The organism is Halalkalibacter hemicellulosilyticusJCM 9152, assembly GCF_000513115.1.
GTDB lineage: Bacteria > Bacillota > Bacilli > Bacillales > Bacillaceae_D > Halalkalibacter > Halalkalibacter hemicellulosilyticus.
In genome coordinates, this window is sequence record NZ_BAUU01000008.1 from 76,769 (window position 1) to 96,147 (window position 19,379).

Annotated in this window: 19 protein-coding genes and 1 pseudogene; 16 read left to right on the forward strand and 4 right to left on the reverse strand. The window is 35.8% G+C overall.

Annotation, left to right across the window (positions count from 1 at the left end):
- The first annotated feature begins 201 nt into the window (after positions 1-201).
- Positions 202-1,371: a sporulation protein YhbH gene (yhbH, locus tag JCM9152_RS06260; RefSeq protein WP_035342179.1), complete on the forward strand. Its 1,170-nt coding sequence runs from the start codon at positions 202-204 to the stop codon at positions 1,369-1,371.
- Between the two features lie 146 nt (positions 1,372-1,517).
- Here yhbH and JCM9152_RS06265 read toward each other — a convergent pair whose 3' ends face one another.
- Positions 1,518-2,156: a hypothetical protein gene (locus tag JCM9152_RS06265; RefSeq protein ID WP_035342183.1), complete on the reverse strand. Its 639-nt coding sequence runs from the start codon at positions 2,154-2,156 to the stop codon at positions 1,518-1,520.
- A gap of 382 nt (positions 2,157-2,538) precedes the next feature.
- On the opposite strand from JCM9152_RS06265, the gene JCM9152_RS21325 reads away from it, so the two are divergent.
- From JCM9152_RS21325 to JCM9152_RS06310, 9 genes and pseudogenes are all read left to right on the forward strand, one after another.
- On the forward strand, positions 2,539-3,366 hold the full coding sequence (locus JCM9152_RS21325; protein ID WP_052015669.1) for a PAS domain-containing protein: 828 nt from the start codon (positions 2,539-2,541) through the stop codon (positions 3,364-3,366).
- Positions 3,327-3,953, forward strand: a complete 627-nt coding sequence (locus tag JCM9152_RS06275) for an ATP-binding protein (protein ID WP_052015671.1) — start codon at positions 3,327-3,329, stop codon at positions 3,951-3,953. The genes JCM9152_RS21325 and JCM9152_RS06275 overlap by 40 nt, the downstream gene beginning before the upstream one ends.
- A 31-nt stretch (positions 3,954-3,984) precedes the next feature.
- Entirely contained in the window at positions 3,985-6,144 is a 2,160-nt protein-coding gene (locus JCM9152_RS06280) for an ATP-binding protein (RefSeq protein ID WP_158318427.1), read from the forward strand.
- 15 nt (positions 6,145-6,159) lie between these two features.
- Positions 6,160-7,148: pseudogene (locus tag JCM9152_RS06285) on the forward strand (Gfo/Idh/MocA family protein).
- A 15-nt stretch (positions 7,149-7,163) separates the two neighbouring features.
- Entirely contained in the window at positions 7,164-7,952 is a 789-nt protein-coding gene (locus JCM9152_RS06290; RefSeq protein WP_035342193.1) for a 6-phosphofructokinase, read from the forward strand.
- 411 nt (positions 7,953-8,363) lie between these two features.
- Positions 8,364-9,317 carry an ABC transporter permease gene (locus JCM9152_RS06295; protein ID WP_035342195.1) on the forward strand — a complete coding sequence of 318 codons (954 nt, stop codon included), beginning with the start codon at positions 8,364-8,366 and terminating at the stop codon, positions 9,315-9,317.
- Positions 9,307-10,257, forward strand: coding sequence for an iron chelate uptake ABC transporter family permease subunit (locus JCM9152_RS06300; RefSeq protein WP_035342196.1), 951 nt, complete (start codon positions 9,307-9,309; stop codon positions 10,255-10,257). The genes JCM9152_RS06295 and JCM9152_RS06300 overlap by 11 nt, the downstream gene beginning before the upstream one ends.
- Complete coding sequence (locus JCM9152_RS06305) at positions 10,251-11,006, forward strand: iron ABC transporter ATP-binding protein (protein WP_035342198.1); 756 nt, start codon at positions 10,251-10,253, stop codon at positions 11,004-11,006. The genes JCM9152_RS06300 and JCM9152_RS06305 overlap by 7 nt, the downstream gene beginning before the upstream one ends.
- A 110-nt stretch (positions 11,007-11,116) precedes the next feature.
- The gene (locus JCM9152_RS06310; protein WP_035342201.1) at positions 11,117-12,115 is read left to right on the forward strand and encodes a siderophore ABC transporter substrate-binding protein; all 999 of its coding nucleotides are present in this window, start codon (positions 11,117-11,119) and stop codon (positions 12,113-12,115) included.
- Positions 12,116-12,174: 59 nt separating this feature from the next.
- Here the strand turns inward: JCM9152_RS06310 and JCM9152_RS06315 are convergent, their stop codons facing one another.
- Positions 12,175-13,374 carry a DUF418 domain-containing protein gene (locus JCM9152_RS06315; protein ID WP_035342204.1) on the reverse strand — a complete coding sequence of 400 codons (1,200 nt, stop codon included), beginning with the start codon at positions 13,372-13,374 and terminating at the stop codon, positions 12,175-12,177.
- Positions 13,375-13,462: 88 nt separating this feature from the next.
- Between JCM9152_RS06315 and nfsA the strand changes: the two genes are divergently transcribed.
- From nfsA to JCM9152_RS06330, 4 genes are all read left to right on the forward strand, one after another.
- Positions 13,463-14,191 carry an oxygen-insensitive NADPH nitroreductase gene (nfsA, locus tag JCM9152_RS06320; protein WP_035342206.1) on the forward strand — a complete coding sequence of 243 codons (729 nt, stop codon included), beginning with the start codon at positions 13,463-13,465 and terminating at the stop codon, positions 14,189-14,191.
- A 187-nt stretch (positions 14,192-14,378) separates the two neighbouring features.
- Positions 14,379-15,554 (forward strand): pyridoxal phosphate-dependent aminotransferase, encoded by a 1,176-nt coding sequence (locus tag JCM9152_RS06325; RefSeq protein WP_035342208.1) that lies wholly within the window; start codon positions 14,379-14,381, stop codon positions 15,552-15,554.
- 607 nt (positions 15,555-16,161) lie between these two features.
- Positions 16,162-16,287, forward strand: a complete 126-nt coding sequence (gene sinI, locus JCM9152_RS22295) for a DNA-binding anti-repressor SinI (RefSeq protein WP_148296447.1) — start codon at positions 16,162-16,164, stop codon at positions 16,285-16,287.
- Between the two features lie 96 nt (positions 16,288-16,383).
- Complete coding sequence (locus JCM9152_RS06330; RefSeq protein WP_035342212.1) at positions 16,384-16,716, forward strand: helix-turn-helix domain-containing protein; 333 nt, start codon at positions 16,384-16,386, stop codon at positions 16,714-16,716.
- Between the two features lie 104 nt (positions 16,717-16,820).
- On the opposite strand, the gene JCM9152_RS06335 is transcribed toward JCM9152_RS06330, so the two are convergent.
- Complete coding sequence (locus tag JCM9152_RS06335; RefSeq protein WP_052015673.1) at positions 16,821-17,051, reverse strand: helix-turn-helix domain-containing protein; 231 nt, start codon at positions 17,049-17,051, stop codon at positions 16,821-16,823.
- Positions 17,048-17,446: a hypothetical protein gene (locus JCM9152_RS06340; protein ID WP_035342217.1), complete on the reverse strand. Its 399-nt coding sequence runs from the start codon at positions 17,444-17,446 to the stop codon at positions 17,048-17,050. The genes JCM9152_RS06335 and JCM9152_RS06340 overlap by 4 nt, the downstream gene beginning before the upstream one ends.
- Positions 17,447-17,782: 336 nt before the next feature.
- On the opposite strand from JCM9152_RS06340, the gene JCM9152_RS06345 reads away from it, so the two are divergent.
- Together JCM9152_RS06345 and JCM9152_RS06350 are read left to right on the forward strand one after the other, a co-directional pair.
- Positions 17,783-18,484 carry a YveK family protein gene (locus tag JCM9152_RS06345; RefSeq protein ID WP_081727922.1) on the forward strand — a complete coding sequence of 234 codons (702 nt, stop codon included), beginning with the start codon at positions 17,783-17,785 and terminating at the stop codon, positions 18,482-18,484.
- Positions 18,485-18,490: 6 nt separating this feature from the next.
- On the forward strand, positions 18,491-19,138 hold the full coding sequence (locus JCM9152_RS06350; RefSeq protein ID WP_035342221.1) for a CpsD/CapB family tyrosine-protein kinase: 648 nt from the start codon (positions 18,491-18,493) through the stop codon (positions 19,136-19,138).
- Positions 19,139-19,379 lie beyond the last annotated feature (241 nt).

The following is a 19,379-nucleotide window of genomic DNA, read 5'->3' on the forward strand; positions in this document are numbered from 1 at the left end:
TGTCAGAATTTATTAGCAACTCTTTTTCTTGTCTGCATATGATAGAGTAAGTTATTTTTGAGCCCTAATGAATTTCGATGTTAGCCAAAAAGTAACGTCGTAATGGCTCTAGACGTCATCATTGTATGCAAGGCAAAGTGATTGTGTGCATCGAAAACACGTAAGGTAGCTTAAAGCGATATAAAAAAAGGAGGGAATCACATGGCGAACAGTAATCAACGTCAATTTGTTATCTCACAAGAAAATTGGTCCTTACATCAGAAGGGTCATCAAGATCAGCGACGACACCAGGAGAAAGTACAGGAAGCAATTAAGAAAAACCTTCCTGATCTCGTGAGTGAGGAGAATATCGTCATGTCAAATGGTCGAGATGTGATTCGCATTCCAATTCGGTCATTAGATGAGTATAAGATTCGCTATAATTATGATAAAAATAAGCATGTAGGTCAAGGGAAAGGAGATAGTAAGGTTGGAGATGTAGTCGCACGCGATCCCAATGGCGACAAACAAAAAGGACCTGGAAAAGGGAAAGGTGCAGGAGATCAACCAGGAGAAGATTACTCAGAGGCAGAAGTGTCGATTATGGAATTGGAAGAATTATTATTTCGCGAGCTAGAGCTACCAAACCTTCAGCAAAAAGAGGAAAATGAAATTGTCCTTGAAGACATTAGCTTTAACGACATTCGAAAGAAAGGGTTAATGGGGAACATTGACAAAAGAAGAACAATTTTATCAGCGATTAAACGTAATGCACTGGAAGGTCGACCTGGGATTGTCCCCATTTATAATGATGATTTACGGTTTAAAACGTGGAATGAAATTGTGAAGCCTGAATCGAAGGCCGTTGTAATTGCGATGATGGATACAAGCGGCTCGATGGGACGATGGGAGAAGTATATGGCAAGAAGCTTCTTCTTTTGGATGACCCGTTTCTTGCGTACGAAATACGAAACGGTTGATATTGAATTTATTGCGCATCATACGGAAGCAAAGGTTGTATCAGAGGATGATTTCTTTAACAAAGGAGAAAGTGGTGGAACGATTTGTTCATCCGCCTACCGCAAGGCGCTAGAAATTATTAGTAACAAATATGATCCGATTCGCTATAATATTTACCCATTTCATTTTTCAGATGGCGATAATTTAACATCAGATAACGCCCGCTGCTTGAAGCTTGTTCAGCAGCTAATGGAAGTGTCGAGTATGTTTGGATATGGGGAGGTGAATCAATACAGTCGCCACTCCACGCTTATGAGTGCCTATAAGAACATCGATGATATGCGTTTTCGTCACTTTATTTTGAAGGAGAAGGGTGACGTATATCATGCAATGAAAGCCTTTTTTAAAAAAGAGGAGGAAGCATTAGCATAGGATAAATGTAGCGCCTGAAAGGGAACGTTTCGAGGACACCAAATAGTAAAAAACGATACCTTTTATTGCCCTCGAGCTTTCCCTTTTTAAGGCGCTCCTTTGTTAATCGAAATGCTAAAAGGTTGATTTGTCCTTTTTAAGAGGTCTCAAAATTCAACGGTAAAGTCAATTTTGTCACCGACATCTTCCCATTCTTCGTTATGGGGAGCGTTTATGATAATTCGAACCGTTTCGATTTCATCAGCAGTAGAATTTTCGAGAATGAAAAACTGCGAGCCTGACTTTCGGACGGCTCCAATAAATTCTCCATCGATATGATCAGAAAGCCACATATCAGATTCAAGCTGCTCTCCCGTATTTGTTGTTATCGTTGCTTGTCCAGGATAGAAGAAGATCGTGTCGTCTGATGTGTTTTCAACTTCCATATCAATTTGAATGTATTCAATTTCAGTTGTTTCCATAAAATCAGCTAGATCTCCCTGGAGTTGACCTGAGCTTGCATTGACTTGGGTGATGTCGACAATCATTGGTCCTGTCTCCTGGGACTCAATCTCATCCTGCTTGGAAATGAGTGTAAAGGTACCTCCTTCGTTTTCAACTACATCTCCTTCTTCATGATCAGATACGTCGTCCAATGCTTGCTCTTTCTCATTTTCTCCTGTTTCCTCTAGCTCTTGCTGATCTGCGTCTTCCTCAATTTGCTCTTCCTGTTGTTCAGTGCCACATGAAATGAGCAGAAGAACAGTCAGAATTGTAAGAAATAGATAGAGCCATTTTTTCTTCAAAATAACAAACCTCCATTCTTTTTTGCTGACCTTTAAGCAATGGGTGAAAGCGTTGCTTATTTTGATTCCTCGTATCAAGCGAACAACGAATGAAGCCATTGCTAGTCAAATCAAAGGTATTGAAAAAGTTGTTTTGTCCTTTTCAATGGCCGCTCATTCTCTGATTTTTTCAGTTTATTTTGTTCATCATTCAAGAAAAACATACAAGCATTTGATCAAAAGAAGTCAAAATGTGTTACTTAAACTCTAAAAATGCTGTCTATTATAAGCGTCTATTGACAAATCTCATCTTTTTATCAATATTTTCCGCCAATGTCTTTTTTATGTTGAAAAATAGCGTATAATTCTTATTAGAGAACAAATAGGACTTGGAGGAAGATGAATGGATCATACAAACTTATATCGAGATGCCTTTGAAAACGCTTCTTCTGGAAAAGCAATTATGACATTAGATGGCCAGTGGTTTAAGGTAAATAAAGCATTGAGCATAATTACGGGCTATAGCAAAGAGGAACTTGAGCATTCAGCATTTGATATTGTTTCACATCCTGATGATTTAAATAAGACGGCATCATTGTTTAACACCCCCTCCGACATTACGGATAAATTAGTTATTGATCAACGATTTGTGCATAAAGACGGGAAAGTTCTGTGGGTTTCGTTGCATATTATCATGTTAGAAATGGGACAAACCTCTTATTACCATGTCGATATTTTTGATATTAGCTTGAAATTAAAAAAGGAAAAAGAGTTAAATGAATTAAATCATATGCATCAACTTATTCTAGATTCAATTAACGAAGGTATATTTGGGCTAAACCCGGATGGTACAATTGTCTTTTGGAATCGTGCTTCTGAAAATATGCTTGGTTGTAAGCAAGAGGATATGATTGGTCGAAGAATTCAAGAAGTCATTTTGAAATTAAAAGGAGACAAAGATGTTGTTACAAGTCCATTTCTTCAGGCTGTTGAAAATGGTGGGACTCTGCAAGTAAGAGAAGATCAATTTTCTAGAAAAGATGGACAACAATTTGATGTCGAATATACGATTAATCCGATTTATGAAAATGCTCAATATAAAGGAACGGTTGTGATATTTAGAGATGTTACTGAGCTTAAGAAATCTCAAGAGTATATGCAAAATTCAGAGAAGCTGTCACTTGTAGGCAGATGGCTGCAGGAATTGCCCATGAAATTCGGAACCCACTAACTTCATTAAAAGGGTTTCTTCAGCTAATTCAATCAGGAGAATCGGCAAAGCAAATCTATTATTCAATTATGTCGGAGGAGTTTTCAAGAATTGAAATTATTTTGAATGAGCTGCTCCTGCTGGCAAAGCCACAAGTGAAGCATTTAGAAAAGCATGATCTTAATCAAATTTTGACTCAAGTTAAGAGTATATTGGAGCCTCAATGCATTATTGAAAATGTGCAAATTATAACAGACCTTACTAATGGGCCCGTATTTGTTAAGTGCGATGAAAATGAATTGAAACAAGTATTTATTAACCTAATAAAAAACGGAATTGATGCGATGCCTAACGGAGGTGAAATTACGATTCGTTCTAAAATGGAAGATGGTGATGCAATTGTTGAAGTCATCGATCAAGGGACAGGGATCTCTGAGGATAAGCTTGCGAAATTAGGACAGCCATTTTACACAACTAAAGAAAAGGGGACGGGGCTTGGTCTAATGGTAACGTATGGAATTATTGAGAACTTAGGTGGGCATGTTCAAGTTCGTAGTGAATTGAACAGTGGAACAACCTTTCAAATTACATTACCAATTCCCTCATAGTGGGATAGGAAAGATGAGAGAAGGAGAGCTTATGGGTATTTCACTTTTAAAACTCCAGCACCCGTTTAGTCAAATTGTTGTCATCATACTTGTACTATATGTAGTGATTAGCTTCATTGTTCTGAATCCTTCTCTCGGGTTAGGAGAGATAATGGAACAGGCCGTTATTGAATATGTTTTTGCTTGCACGGTGCTAGTCATTTATTTTCTGTTGTTTATTTATTGCCTAAAAAGAATTTTAAACTCACAGACTTTTCGTTCATTGCTCTACCTTTTTTTATTTTTATTGCTTATCTTAGCGTATTCATCTCATATTTTGGCCGTTTTTTTAGGAGATCCTTTGTATTTAAGTGGAACGGTGATCTCCATATTATTATTAGAGTGGATGATTTTAGTCACAGTTGTCGCTACGTTAAAGCCAGATAAAAAATATGGAGGACCTATTAGCATTGTTTTTTTTATATTTATTTCTTTTATGCTATTTCAGTCATATATGGATTATGAACGATTAGCTCTTGCATTATGTAGCTTCATGTTTTTTATCTATCTTCCACTTCTTTATTTCATGGTTAGATGGTACAAGCAGAAGAATATTAAACTTATGAATCCATTAATTATGTCACTTACTTTTATGATGTTGAGTTTTTTATTCGTTGTATTGAGCCTGTTTTTTGAAGAATTAGCCATTTCATTCGCCGGTGCGCTTAAAGTGATTGCTGTTTTATTTTTAGGCTATGTCGTTCTTTCATTTTTTAAAAGGTTAGAAGAAGAAACTGATACACGTTCAATCGATAATGAGCTAGAGCTGTTATTTGAACATTCTGGTGATGCAATTGTTGTGTACCGCAAGGATTTATCCATTGTTAGAAGCAACTATGGATTCAAACAAATGTTTGGTTATACAGATGAGGATGACTTAACTGTGGCATCGTTAATTCCAGCTGATTTAATGATTGAATATAGGGGGTTGTTACAGCAACTTGATAAAGGTGTTCCTGTTATTAACTTTCAAACAAAGCGTAAACGAAAGGATCTTGCTATTATTGATATAAGTATATCAACTTCAATGATTAAAAGAGGGGGAGAAACGTTATATGCAGCAATATTAAGGGACATTACAGAACAAAAGCAAGCAGAAGCAGAAGTGATTAAGGCACGAAAAGAGCTGCAAGAGGCAGTCGAGCTGCACAATGGAATTATATTTCGAGTTCGCAGAGAGCATGGTCGTTTTATTCATCCGTTAATTGATGGCAAGTTACTACGAATGCAAAACATTTCAACTCAGTCACTTATCGGAAAAGAATTGATTGATTTTCTACCTATTAAGTATACAACAGAATTGGAATCATATTATGAAAAGGCATGGGGTGGTAAGGAGCAAGTCTTTCAAATGAAATTTATGGACTATACATTTCTATTGAGCTTGTTCCCAAAATACGAAAGCGGTCAAGTGATTGAGATAGTCGGTACGTGCTCAGATATTACGACCGCTATTAAAACGGAAGAGCTTTTGCGAAAATCGGAGAAGCTTTCCGTTGTTGGAGAATTAGCAGCTGGATTTGCTCATGAAATTCGAAATCCATTAACGACTATAAAGGGGTTTCTTCAATTAATTCAACAAAGCTCAAAAAGCGTAAATCAAGAATATATGTCAATTATTTCAAATGAGATTGATCGTCTTGAGATGATTACAAATGAATTTATGGCCGTTTCAAAGCCTGAAGCTATCCAATATCAGAAAGAGAATGTACATGAACTTATTCTAAAAGTTAATCGTTTCTTAAAGCCACAGGCAATATTAAACAATGTTGAATTATGTGTTGAACAGGAAGTAGAGACTCCTTACATTTATGCAGATAAAAATCAAATGAGACAAGTGTTTATTAATTTATATAAAAACGCTATTGAAGCCATGACTGATGGTGGAAAAATCATTACGAATATTCGGATATCTAATGATGGAATGGTTTCCATCATTATTAAAGACCAAGGTTGTGGGATTCCAGCGCATTTAATTGATAAGTTAGGGGAACCATTTTATACGTTAAAGGAGAAAGGAACTGGACTTGGCTTGATGGTCACGAAAAAAATCATTGACAGTCACTATGGATTCATGGACATTTATAGTATGGAACAAGTTGGTACAACGGTGACAGTTACTTTACCTTTGTACAAGGAGCAACTAGATTAGAATTAGGAGGATATTATGGTACGTTTTGCAGTGATAGGGACAAATTGGATTACCGATCGTTTTATTTCAGCTGCTACTAAAGTTGAAGGATTTCAATTAACAGCTATCTATCGAGAACGAAAGAACGAGCAGAGGAATTTGCAGGCAAGCATCAAGTTCATCTTATATTTACTAGCCTAGAAGAATTAGCTCAATGTGAGGAAATAGATGCTGTCTATATCGCAAGCCCTAATGCATTTCATAAAGAGCAAGCGATTTTGATGATGAAGAATAAGAAGCACGTTCTATGTGAAAAGCCGATGGCTTCTAACAGCTCTGAGGTTAAAGAAATGATTAATGTTGCAAATGCAGAGGACGTTTTACTAATGGAGGGCTTAAAAACGACAGCATTGCCAAACTTTATAGTACTAAAAGAACATTTACACAAAATAGGAACGATCCGCCAATTTGTAACGAGCTATTGCCAATATTCGTCTCGGTATGATGCGTATAAAGCGGGGACAGTTTTAAATGCATTTAAGCCTGAATTTTCAAATGGTGCATTAATGGACATTGGTATCTATTGTGTATTTCCTACCGTGGCTATGTTCGGTCGTCCTAACAAGGTGAAGGCAATCGGGCATTTACTAAAATCAGGTGTAGATGGACAAGGTAGTTTGTTGTTACAATATGACAGTATGGAAGCGGTTATTATGTATTCAAAAATTACTGATTCAGCACTTCCGACCGAAATACAAGGTGAAGATGGTTCAATTATCATTGATAAAATTCATACGCCTGAAAAGGTTTATATTCATTATCGTGATGGTCGTGTAGAGGATATAAGTGTGTCACAAGACGAGGAAGCGATGTTCGATGAAGCACGAGTTTTTATTGAAGCGATTCAAAACGGAGAAAAGGAAGTAGCGTGTAATAAATTAGAATATTCAATCGAAACCGCTCTCATTTTAGAAGAAGCTAGAAGGCAAATAGGTGTAACATATCCTGCTGATTTGTCAGAATAAAAGGGGTGCTAGTTGATGAAGATTGGTTTATTGTTAGTTGAAGAATCACCTGCTGGAGTGCAGCAATTAATTCAAACAGTTGCATTTCAGTTCATTCAGGACCATGAGCTATTTAGTATCGAAATCAATGATCAAAGTGAAGTGAAGGTTCAACGATATCAAAAGGAACAAATTCTATTCTCTCAAGAGTTTGAAGCGCCAATGATTAGACCTTCCCATTTAAGAAATGAAGTGGATCCTGCTATATTCGATCAGTTCGATCAAGTTGTCGTGCTCGGTGAGAAATCTAATATAGGAAATGATTTATTAGAGAAGTTGACGATTTCCCACTTACATATTCCATTAATCGATGGAGACACGGGGCAAAATTTAGGCTATGATACGGCTTTGGATAGTATTGTTGATCAAATTTTAAAAGTTAAAGATACCATTAACTCAATGAAATATGATCATCCACGTATTTTTGGGATTCAGCTTCCTGAAGGGCTATCTGAGAATTTGATACAAGATGTCGTCGTTGCTGTGAATGAGCATCGAATTCAAGATATGTTAGAGCTAGAGGGAATTGCTACATTGCTTAAGCAATCAATTGCAAATGGAAAAACATACGGCTTTATTATATTTGATGAGCATTTAAACCCGAATGAAGTCGTTAAACAATTAGAACAGTACGTAGCGGTTGACTGGAAGTATGTTCAAATTGATCAATCTCTTATTCTTGGTCCATATCCAAGTGGTGCTGATCGACTCATTGCGAATAAGTTAGCGCAGAAAATCATACAGTGGTGTCTCAGTCATAAATGATTCAAAGAGCACTAGTAGAAGGAATCTAAATCCTTTTTTAATGCTCTTTAGACCTTAACAAAACGCCTTTGAGAAATGACTCTCAATGGCGTTTTTAGGTTATATAAAGGACAGTTGAAGAGTAACATAGCCAGTCAGGTTGAAACAAAAGTAAAATGTCCTACTCTAAGACGTCAACGCTGAATAAGAAAATACATCTGGATTTGTTTTGCGAGTTCATGTATTCGACAACGCCACTAATCGACTTTTTTCATTATTCATTTTTACATTTTCACAAATGGATAATGGTTTTTCTTTAATGGATATTGACAATCAATCTCAATTGTCTGTATGATAGTTCTCAGAGATAATCATTATCAATAAGATACATAATAAGCTTAGTTGAAGGCAGTATAGAAAGTGTAGGGGATCATGAAGTTACGGTATTTAGTTATTCTATTAATCTTACTTTCTGTAAGTTCTCTCTTTGTCGGCGTGCAAAGTATTTCGCCACTAGAAATATTTCATTTGACAGAGGAGCAAAAGCAAACATTATGGCTCGTTCGTATTCCGCGCTTAGTGAGTATTATTCTAGCTGGTGTTGGAATGAGTATATGTGGATTAATTATGCAGCAGTTAACAAGAAATAAGTTTGTTTCACCGACAACGGCTGGAACATTGGATTCAGCAAGGTTTGGCATCATGGTTTCTTTATTGCTTTTTACGAGTGCGAGTCCATTTGTCAAGATGCTAGTTGCTTTTTCATTCGCTCTCTTAGGAACATTTATTTTTATGAAAATATTAGATCGTATTAAGTTTAAGAATACGATTTTTATTCCATTAGTCGGTCTTATGTTTGGAAACATTATTAGTTCGATTACGACTTTTTTTGCTTACCGTTATGATTTGATTCAAAATATGTCGGCATGGCTACAAGGAAATTTCGCATTAATGATAAGAGGGCGTTATGAGCTACTATATATTAGTATTCCCGTTTTAATTATTGCTTATATATTTGCTAACAGATTTACAGTTGCAGGTATGGGAGAAGAATTCTCAACTAACCTCGGCTTAAATTATAAAAGAGTTGTGAATATTGGTTTAATTATTGTTGCTTTAGTTACGTCAGTTGTTGTTTTGACAGTTGGAATGATTCCATTTCTAGGGTTAATTATTCCTAACATTGTTTCCATTTATCGTGGTGATAATTTGAGAGATAACTTACCTTATACAGCGGCATTAGGGGCTATCTTTGTTCTTGTTTGTGACATTTTAGGGAGAATTATTATTTACCCATATGAAATTGCAATTGGCTTAACAGTTGGAGTTGTTGGTAGTGGTATATTCCTCTTCCTACTTTTAAGGAGGAGATCATATGGGCTCTAAGTTAAAGATACTCATTTTAGCTACAATTGCATTGATGTGTATTGTCCTGTACATGACGATAGGCTCTAACGGTAATTGGGAATATGTCATACCACGACGGGGAGTTAAGGTGTTATCTATTGTACTGACAGGCTCAGCAATCGCATTTTCAACGGTTATCTTTCAAACGATTACGAATAACCGAATTTTAACACCAAGTATTATTGGCTTAGACTCGTTGTATGTTCTTATTCAAACGTTTATGATTTTTACGTTTGGTTCGTTAAGCTTTGTCATGCTTAATCAGCATGTTAATTTCCTTATATCGATAAGCTGTATGGTTTTGTTTTCCTTTTTCTTATTTAAATTGCTATTTAATAAAGAGGATCGAAACATTTATTTATTGTTATTGATTGGAATTGTATTCGGAACATTTTTTTCAAGCTTTACAACATTCATGCAAGTATTAATTGATCCAAATGAGTTCCTAAATGTTCAGAATAGAATGTTTGCTAGCTTTAACAATGTGAACACAGATTTACTTGGTATTTCAATTGTTCTGATTATTTTGATTTTGCTATATGCGTATCGATTTTATAAATATTTAGATGTTCTATCATTAGGAAGGGAGCATGCGATTAACTTAGGAGTCAATTATGATCACGTCATAAAGAACTATTTAATTATTATTGCTATTTTAGTGTCAATTGCAACGGCGTTAGTTGGGCCTATTACATTCTTAGGCTTATTAGTTGTTAATGTTGCTCATGAATATATGAAAGTTCATCAACACAAGTATTTAATAACAAGTTCCATTTTAATAAGTATTATCGCTTTAATTGGAGGTCAGCTCATTGTCGAACGTGTCTTTACGTTCTCAACAACGCTAAGTGTCATCATTAATTTTATCGGTGGGGTTTACTTTTTATATTTGTTGTTAAAGGAGAGTAAAAAATGGTAGAAGTTCAAAATGTAACGAAAAGATATGCTTCGAAAAATGTGGTTGATAATGTTTCAGTGAACATTCAAAAAGGAAAAATCACATCATTTATTGGACCAAACGGCGCTGGAAAAAGTACTCTCTTATCCATTGTTAGTCGGCTGATCGCTAAGGACGAAGGACTCGTTTTAATTGATGATATGGACATTACGAAACAAAAAAGTAATGATTTAGCAAAGAAAATTTCTATTTTAAAGCAATCCAATCATATTAACATTCGTTTGAAAATTAGAGACTTAGTTTCCTTTGGACGCTTTCCTTATTCGCAAGGGAATTTAACAAAAGAGGATATTCGTTATATTGATGAAGCGATTCGATATATGGAATTAAAAGATATTCAAGATAAATATTTAGACCAATTAAGTGGTGGACAGCGTCAACGGGCTTATATAGCGATGGTAATCGCTCAAGATACTGAATATATTCTACTTGATGAGCCGTTAAATAATCTTGATATGAAGCATTCCGTTCAAATTATGAAAGTGTTACAAAACATGGTGGATGAACTCGGCAAAACGATTGTTGTCGTTCTTCATGATATTAATTTTGCTTCCTGCTATTCGGATTTCATTGTTGCGCTAAAGAACGGGCGAATTATTAAAGAAGGTCCAGCTCATGAAGTGATTGATGAGGATGCTTTACGAGAAATTTACGATATGGATATTCCGATTAACAATATTGATAACCGTAAAATTGCTGTTTATTTTTAATTATCACAGTTGACTGCTTAGCATGAGGTTTACTAGTATAAAGCAATTGCTCTTCGGTTAATCAGAACGCTGTGTAATTATATAAAAAAAGATATAGAGGTGAGTGGGGAATGAAAAAATCATTATTACTATTATTATTTAGTATGTTGCTAGCACTCATTATGGTTGCTTGCGGAGGATCTGAGGATACGTCTTCAGAACCAGAAGAAGATACAGAAGAAACGGCTCAACAAGATTCAAATGACGATGAACAAGCTGAAGAAGCTGCTGATGAGCCAAAGGAAATAACGGTCGATCATGAACTTGGTCAGACGGTTATTGAAGAGACTCCTGAAACAGTCGTTGTGTTTGACTTAGGTGTTTTAGATACACTTGATGCTTTAGGTGTAGAAATTGCAGGGGTTCCAGTAGATAGTGTGCCTGATTATTTATCTCAATATGCAGAAGATGGATATGAAAATGTAGGTTCTCTTTTTGAGCCTGATTTTGAGAAGATCTTTGACATGCAACCTGATTTAATTATTATTTCTGGTCGTGCGTCTGAAGCATATGATGAATTAGCAGACATTGCTCCTACATTATTTATGTCAACAGATCCGGATCATTATTTAGAGTCGTTTGCTTCTAATGTAACGCTTTTAGGAGATATCTTTGATAAAGAAGAATTAGCTGCACAGAAAGTTGCTGATGTTGAAGCTTCAGTAGCCGATTTAGTTGAAAAGACAAGTGATATCAGTGGATTAATTGTTTTAGCTAATGATGGTTCATTAAGTGCATTTGGTCCAGGTTCACGTTTTGGATTCCTTCATGGAGAGTTTGGTGTAGAGCCGGCAGATGAAAATATTGAAGTGTCTAATCACGGACAAAGTATTTCATTTGAATATATTGTTCAAACGAATCCAGAATATTTATTTGTTGTTGATCGCGGAGCTATTGTTGGCGGTGAATCTTCCGCACAACAAACGATCGAGAATGAAGTGACAGAAAATATAACTGCCTACCAAGAAGATAAGATTGTTTATTTAGATCCAGTATTCTGGTATATCACAACGGGTGGTATTACAGCGACTGAAGGAATGATTGCTGAGGTAGATGCAGCGATTCAATAAGTACTAGATAATGAAGAAAAAAGCGGCAAGCACCGCTTTTTTCTTTTGCACATTATAGCTTAGGAATGGGTTTCATTTTTAAAGCGTGGCCTTCTCCAGTACGTTCCTAATCTCCAAAGCCATTCAATTGGTCCTATTTTAAATCGCTTAAGCCACCATTTGCTTAGTAAGATTTGAATAAAGAAAAATACAAAGGAAATGAGGATCCCAATAAAGAAGCCAATTTTCCCAAACAGACCGATACCATACCCATAGAAGAGAGTAGTAAAGACGATTGATTGTAATAAATAGTTTGTAAGAGAGAGGCGGCCTACAAACGTTAGTGGCTTAAGCCATGTATATGCTTTCTTGTTAGTAGCAAGCAAGGCGATACTACTCGCATAAAACATCGCAACCATTGGTCCTCCAACAAATGTATGCAGTGCCTCGGTTTGAACAGTTTCATTTAAGACATAGGCAAGCTTACTAGGGAAGCCGATGCATAAAGTAATCCACCAAACACGTTTAAAGAGACGCTGATATTTCTCTGGTTGTTCTAGCCACTTTTTACGAGCAACAAAAGCCCCTAATAGAAACATTCCTAAAACGCTAAAAATAGCGGAGCCTTGTATAATGACGTCACTCATCCAACCGAAGCCAAGAGGGTCTGCTTCTTGACGGAATGTGACAACATCTGAATAACTTGCTGATGATAAGACTTCGCGTTCCTCCAATGAATATTGATATAGCTGCTCATTAAAGGTTGCCATTGATTCATCTTCTTCTGGCATTGTAATTGATAAAGCCATTAAGGATAATAGAATGATTGACCATATCAATAATCCACGTACTTTCAATTTTAAAAAGAAAAATAAAATAAACCCTGTTAGGGCATAAACAAAAAGGATATCACCATCCCAAATATAAACACCGTGTAAGTAACCGACGAGGAGTAAAATAAGCATTCTTCGCCAATAAACACGAGCAAAAGGCTGTTCGCGTGTAAGTAGACGTTCTTTCAAGAAGGCCATTCCATAACCAAATAAAAAGGAAAAAAGAGTGTAAAAGCTCGATTGCACAAATAGTAAAATGAACCCTTCTGCGATGCGATCGATTATCCCATTTGGGTAATAGTTATGGATATCGGGGATGAGAAATAATCCATATTGGAAATGCATGCTATTTGCTAGTAAAATACCAAGTAAAGCAAGCCCGCGCATCATATCGAGAGATTCGATACGGTCGTTGGTTAATAAGGGTGATGTTGTTGTTTTATCCATTGTCGTTCTCCTTTATATGTAGTCTGTCATTATTGTAAGTTATTGCTAAAGAGTTAACAAGAATAAAAGAAAGAAAAGGAGTTTTTGCATGATTAAATTGATAAAAAGTCATCGATCAATTCGGAAGTTTACAAAACAGAGTGTATCAGATGAAATGGTTACAGACATCATTGAAGCTGGGCAATGGGCTCCAACCTCCCATCATATTCAAGCATATAGTATTATCGTTGTAAAAGATTTGAACAAGAAGAAGCAGTTAGCACAATTAGCTGGGGGGCAAGCTTATGTTGAAAGCTGTCCGGTTTTCTTTGTTATTTGTGCTGATTTCTCTAGGCTATATGAATCTAGTAGGAAGCATGGACTACCTTTTGAAATAGGAGAGGCAGAGCAAATCATTGTTGGTGCTGTTGATGCTGCGTTAGTTGCAGAAAATATGCTTCTAGCAGCTAGGAGCTATCAGCTCGGTGGTGTGATGATCGGGGGTATTCGCAATGACCTTGAATCGGTATCGACATTGCTCAACCTCCCTCAATATGCATTTCCAGTTATGGGGTTATGTATTGGTTATCCAGATCAACAGCCTGAACAAAAGCCAAGACTTCCGCAAAGTGTTGTTGTTCATTATGATGAATATGATCAAACGAATAGCTCGAAGGAGATAAATGAATACGATCAAGTGATGTCACATTATTATATGTCTCGTACACAAGGGATGCGAAAGGATATGTGGACAGAGTTAATGGCTAAACATTTTTCCACTAAATCCCGTGAAGAGGTTGGAGATTTTTTGAAAAAGCAAGGATTTTTGCAAAAGTGATCATACCTTGACAGTTGAACAAGGATCAACTAATCTAATGAAAATAAACAAGACAGCAGTGTCTTTTTGAGGTTACAGTAAAGAAACGGACTTACACTATGCTGATGAATGATTGTCGTATACGCATAACGAGTGGACTACTGCAAATGCATCTTCAAAAAGGCATTTATTAATTGGAGTGAGAGAAATGAAATCTTTTCGTTATTCAAATGCTTTGGAGCGACTTCCAGAGCAATTTTTTGCCAAGCTTGTTAATAAAGTTGTTGAGGTAAAGAAGCATCATGATGATGTCATTAATTTAGGGCAAGGGAACCCGGATCAACCAACCCCAAAAGCAATAGTGGAAAGAATGCAAGTGGCTACTGAAAATCCTGTCTATCATAAATACCCTCCTTTTAAGGGTTTTCCTTTTTTAAAGGATGCCGTAAAAGAATATTATCAAAAACAGTTTGATGTTGAGTTAGATGCTGAAACAGAAATTGCTATATTGGCTGGAACTAAGACTGGCCTTGTTGAGATTAGTCAATGTTTGTTAAATGAAGGAGATGTGGCGCTTGTTCCTGATCCGGGATATCCGGATTATTGGTCAGGATTAGCATTAGTAGGGGCGAAAATGCATCCAATGCCTTTAATAGAAGAACGTGATTTTCATCCGAATTTGGAGGATATTCCACATGAGATAAAAGAACAAGCGAAGTTAATGTTCTTAAATTATCCGAATAATCCTACTGGAGCTGTTGCAACGAAAGAGCTGTTTAATGACGTTATTTCTTTTGCAAATACATATGAAACGTGTATCGTTCACGATTTTGCATATGGTGCAATTGGATATGATGGTCAAAAGCCATTAAGCTTTATGCAGATGCCCGGTGCAAAAGAAATCGGTATCGAAATGCTGACAATGTCAAAAACGTATAATATGGCTGGCTGGCGTATTGGTTTTGCAGTCGGTAATCGAAGTGTTATCCAAGCATTAGAGCTAATTCAAGATCACTATTATTGCAGTTTATTCGGAGGTATGCAAGAGGCAGCAGCTTATGCTCTAACTTCTGATCAATCTGAAGTAGAGAATTTAGTGAAAGTATATGAGAAGAGACGTCAAGTGCTAGTTGAGGCTGCACATCAAATTGGTTGGAAGGCTCAAGCACCCAAAGGCTCTTTCTTTGCGTGGTTTCCGGTTCCAAAAGGGTATACATCAGAATCTTTTGCCAATATATTATTAGAGAAAGCAAGAGTAGTTGTGGCTCCTGGTATCGGATTTGGTGAGCACGGTGAAGGGTATGTAAGGATTGGTTTATTATGTGATGAGGAGCAACTAGAAGAAGCAATGCAACGTATTGGTGAGATGAATTTATTTTCTTAATAACTAAGAGCCTGGGGCATAACTAGCTTCTAATAGTGAAAAAGGTGAATTTGAGTACACTCAATTCACCTTTTTCTATTTTAAGTGTAAATTCTTCTGCCATTAACGTAAATTAGCCTTCAAAAAAAACTGGTTCCGCATCGATTTTGCGTTTGGATTTGGTGTGGTAACAACTTAATTTTATTAGAAGTTGTCCTTATTTTATTGTAAAAAAAGCTAATTCTCATAAAGGTTGTCGCTGTGCACATTGGGTTATTTTCGCAATGGAACGAACTTATGGCGGCTACATTCCGTAAAAATATGCGGAAGCCGAAAAATAATTTCACAGGAATCTATTGTCCAAGTATTATTATTTTGTTCTTTATAAAAAACAGAGAATGTAAGAGTATAGAAGAAAAAAGAAAAGGATTTAAGGTTAAATCCTTCCTTTTTTCGAATATAAATTAGTTTTCATTTCACACATTCCATATTATACTAACAATGTAGTTCTCTAAAAAGAACAGTTGTATGAACAAGCTTTAGGAGCATATACATAGGAAGTAAGTGAATGAAACCGAATTTTCTATGTTTATCCTGGCACTATTGGTTATAATAAGGAGGAAAAGAAATGTCTAAAAAGCAGGAATTCATTGATCTAGAATGGTTAGAGCTACTTTTGGAAGCAAAACAAAATGGACTAACAGTTGAAGAAATCCAGCTCTTTTTAAAAGGTGATGAAGAAGAGGGGACGTAGTAAAGTTTTTTTATATTAGGAATTCGGTTCTATTTACAGAACGATGGGATTCTTGCTATAATGACGTTAATATGTCAGAGAGGATAAGGTATAGACATGATAGGAGAGCGAGTGAAAAAATACAGACTTGAGAAAGGTTTATCGCTATCCGAGTTAGCGGAAAGAGCAGGTGTGGCCAAATCTTACTTAAGTTCAATAGAACGCAACATACAGTCAAACCCATCAATTCAATTCTTGGAGAAGGTTTCAACCGTATTAGATGTATCAGTTGAAACGTTACTAAATGAAAGAAACGATAGTAAAGATGAGCAATTAGACGATGCATGGATCGGTCTTGTACGAGAAGCTATGGATTCTGGCGTTAGCAAAGACCAATTTCGTGAGTTTCTCGAATTTAATAAATGGCGAAAAAACAATACTGATTCATAACATTTAAAGGAGGTGTCAATCGTGACACCTCCTTTATTAATGGGGACATTGAGAAAAAATCTATTTTTGAGTGTCTTTCCTACAAGGTGCACCCGATAAATCAATTATGAGCTTCTGTACTTATTCTCTTCTGTTTGATTCATTTTTTCTATTAATGTCATAAACTCGACATCAAGTGCATCCGAAATTTTTTTTAGGACAATGATACTCGGGTTTTTTTGTAGTCCACGTTCAATATAGCTAATATATGATTTTGAAACACCTGATACGTCAGCTAATTCATTTAATGACATTCCTTTACTTTTACGAAGGTCTCTTATATTCCCCCCATTCATGTGTCTAGCTCCTTTACAGTATGATTCATTTCTAAACTTAATTGATATTTTTCTAAGTACATTTGACGGTAGGCTAGTAAATGACTATTGCTTGGATGCTTTGATTTATTTACGATATACGTGTATTCATATAGATTCGAAGATCCATAGTCTGACTGAATAATAGCTGTGATGTAGCCAAATAATTCAAGCTTTGTTTGATTGATTTGTAGACAAATTCGATAGACGACTGATTCAGTAATGGGAAATTTTAAATCGCTGGTGAAAATCAAGGAGCTACTCGAAAATGTTAATACTTGTACGTTTGATTTCTTGGATTCAATAAGTTGCTCGTTTACTTGATGAATGTCTAATTGACCGTATAACGGATCTTCATAAAAATCTGCTATGTGCATGCAATCCACCTTTCTTTTTCGTTCTCTTTAAAGAACATTTTACATCTAATGTTCGTTATAGTAAACAACATTTTAAGATTAATTCTTAATAATGAATGATATGGACTATATGATGAAAATTTTAATAAGGATAAATGTCCTACTTTTTAGTACTTTAAAACTAGATTTTGAAAAAAAATTTTTTATTGTTGACATGTTCTTTATAAAGAACTAAAATGTAACTAATCGATCATTAAGAGCGAGTTTATAAGTAAATAGTGTGAAAAAAGATTAAAGGTTTTTTTATGCACCATTTGTTCTTTATAAAGAATAAGTATTTAATAGTAGGTGATCTACTTGGAAAATGAAGGTAAAGAAATTGAATTGAAGAGAATGATTGCAGTATTAAAAAAAAGATTGTGGGTGATTGTTCTATTCACTGTAATGACAACGACAATTGGTACTTTGTATCACCATTTGGTTAAGCCAGTACCAGTTTATGAAGCATCTGCTCGCATGATTATCCATGAAGATTCTGATTTTCGAATTACATTATTAGCTGTTTTAAGAGAACCACCAGTTTTAGAAGCTGTAATAGATGAATTGCAGCTACCATATACAATCGAGTGGTTAAGTAGTCAAATAACCGCACAGAGTATTGACAATTCTCGAATTGTAAAGGTTTCGGTTGTTCATTCTGATCCAGCAAGTGCAGTTGAAATTGTTAATACATTAACAGAAGTTTATCAACGTGAAGTTGCAAACATTTTAGATTTTAACGAGATTGATTTATTATCTGAGGCCGTACTCGATGCTCAACCTCAGCCAATCAATCCCCCTAACAATAATTTGACGCGTATAGGGTTAGTAGCTGGACTCGTACTTGGTGTTGGGTTAGCATTTCTGATGGAAAGCTTAGATAACAAAGTGCGTACTGAGAAAGAAGTTGAACAATTATTAGGTGTTCCGGTATTTGGAACAGTTTCAAAGATGAATAAACGAAAATTAATGAAACGAAAGTCCAGAAGGAAAAAAGAAACATTTGTTGTGAAAGGATGAACAGAGATGGGAATTCGTAAAAAGAAACGAACAATTTTTCGCCATGCACAATCGATCATAGCTGAGGAATATGATGTGATTCGTACGAATATCGAGTTCTCTTCATATGAGCATAATACACGGTCTGTTGTCATTAGTTCTCCTCAAAAAGGAGAAGGTAAATCTGTGACTGCAGCTAATATAGCTGTTTCATTTGCAAAGCAAGGAAAAAAAATATTGTTAATCGACGGCCATATGAGAAATCCAACTGTTCATTTATTTTTTCAATTTAGAAATTGTGTGGGGTTAAGCCATATCTTAACTGGTCAACGTACAGCTGGGGAAACGACTAACCGTACAAGCATCGAGGGATTACATGTCATCACTGCTGGCGCGATTCCTTATAATACTGAAGAATTATTTAGGTCAGTAGAGATGGACCGATTTATGGAGCAGGCTTACAAGCTTTATGACTTTGTCATCGTGGATGGTCCACCAGTGCTAGAGAGCCCTGATGCAAAAATGTTAGCAATGAAATGCGATGGAGTTATTCTTGTTTTAAAAAATAATCAAACAGAAGATAGGGCTGCTATTGAAGCTAAAAATACATTGACTATAGTCAAAGCCAACATATTAGGTGCGATATTAAATGGAAAAAACTCTACAGCATCTTAATAGAACTCTGTTTTTTTCGTTCGATTGTTCTTTATTGAGAACTTCATTGTTCTCATAATAGAATTAAAATTGACATTCAACTACTTCTATATAAAAAATCATTGCTCGTTGTTTGATAGGTGATATCTCCTAACCTCTATCAATTGGAGATACTCGACCATGCTGTGGGTGAAAACCTTAGATGCTTGTCATCAGTGGTGTGGTGTGAGGGAGGGTTCAATGCCCATTACAATGTTAAAAC

Bases quoted from the DNA above. Each gene is read 5' to 3' on its own strand.
- yhbH (WP_035342179.1), top strand. From the start codon at position 202: ATGGCGAACAGTAATCAACGTCAATTTGTTATCTCACAAGAAAATTGG.
- JCM9152_RS21325 (WP_052015669.1), top strand. From the start codon at position 2,539: ATGGATCATACAAACTTATATCGAGATGCCTTTGAAAACGCTTCTTCT.
- JCM9152_RS06275 (WP_052015671.1), top strand. From the start codon at position 3,327: ATGGCTGCAGGAATTGCCCATGAAATTCGGAACCCACTAACTTCATTA.
- JCM9152_RS06280 (WP_158318427.1), top strand. From the start codon at position 3,985: ATGGGTATTTCACTTTTAAAACTCCAGCACCCGTTTAGTCAAATTGTT.
- JCM9152_RS06290 (WP_035342193.1), top strand. From the start codon at position 7,164: ATGAAGATTGGTTTATTGTTAGTTGAAGAATCACCTGCTGGAGTGCAG.
- JCM9152_RS06295 (WP_035342195.1), top strand. From the start codon at position 8,364: ATGAAGTTACGGTATTTAGTTATTCTATTAATCTTACTTTCTGTAAGT.
- JCM9152_RS06300 (WP_035342196.1), top strand. From the start codon at position 9,307: ATGGGCTCTAAGTTAAAGATACTCATTTTAGCTACAATTGCATTGATG.
- JCM9152_RS06305 (WP_035342198.1), top strand. From the start codon at position 10,251: ATGGTAGAAGTTCAAAATGTAACGAAAAGATATGCTTCGAAAAATGTG.
- JCM9152_RS06310 (WP_035342201.1), top strand. From the start codon at position 11,117: ATGAAAAAATCATTATTACTATTATTATTTAGTATGTTGCTAGCACTC.
- JCM9152_RS06315 (WP_035342204.1), bottom strand. From the start codon at position 13,374: ATGGATAAAACAACAACATCACCCTTATTAACCAACGACCGTATCGAA.
- nfsA (WP_035342206.1), top strand. From the start codon at position 13,463: ATGATTAAATTGATAAAAAGTCATCGATCAATTCGGAAGTTTACAAAA.
- JCM9152_RS06325 (WP_035342208.1), top strand. From the start codon at position 14,379: ATGAAATCTTTTCGTTATTCAAATGCTTTGGAGCGACTTCCAGAGCAA.
- sinI (WP_148296447.1), top strand. From the start codon at position 16,162: ATGTCTAAAAAGCAGGAATTCATTGATCTAGAATGGTTAGAGCTACTT.
- JCM9152_RS06330 (WP_035342212.1), top strand. From the start codon at position 16,384: ATGATAGGAGAGCGAGTGAAAAAATACAGACTTGAGAAAGGTTTATCG.
- JCM9152_RS06335 (WP_052015673.1), bottom strand. From the start codon at position 17,051: ATGAATGGGGGGAATATAAGAGACCTTCGTAAAAGTAAAGGAATGTCA.
- JCM9152_RS06340 (WP_035342217.1), bottom strand. From the start codon at position 17,446: ATGCACATAGCAGATTTTTATGAAGATCCGTTATACGGTCAATTAGAC.
- JCM9152_RS06350 (WP_035342221.1), top strand. From the start codon at position 18,491: ATGGGAATTCGTAAAAAGAAACGAACAATTTTTCGCCATGCACAATCG.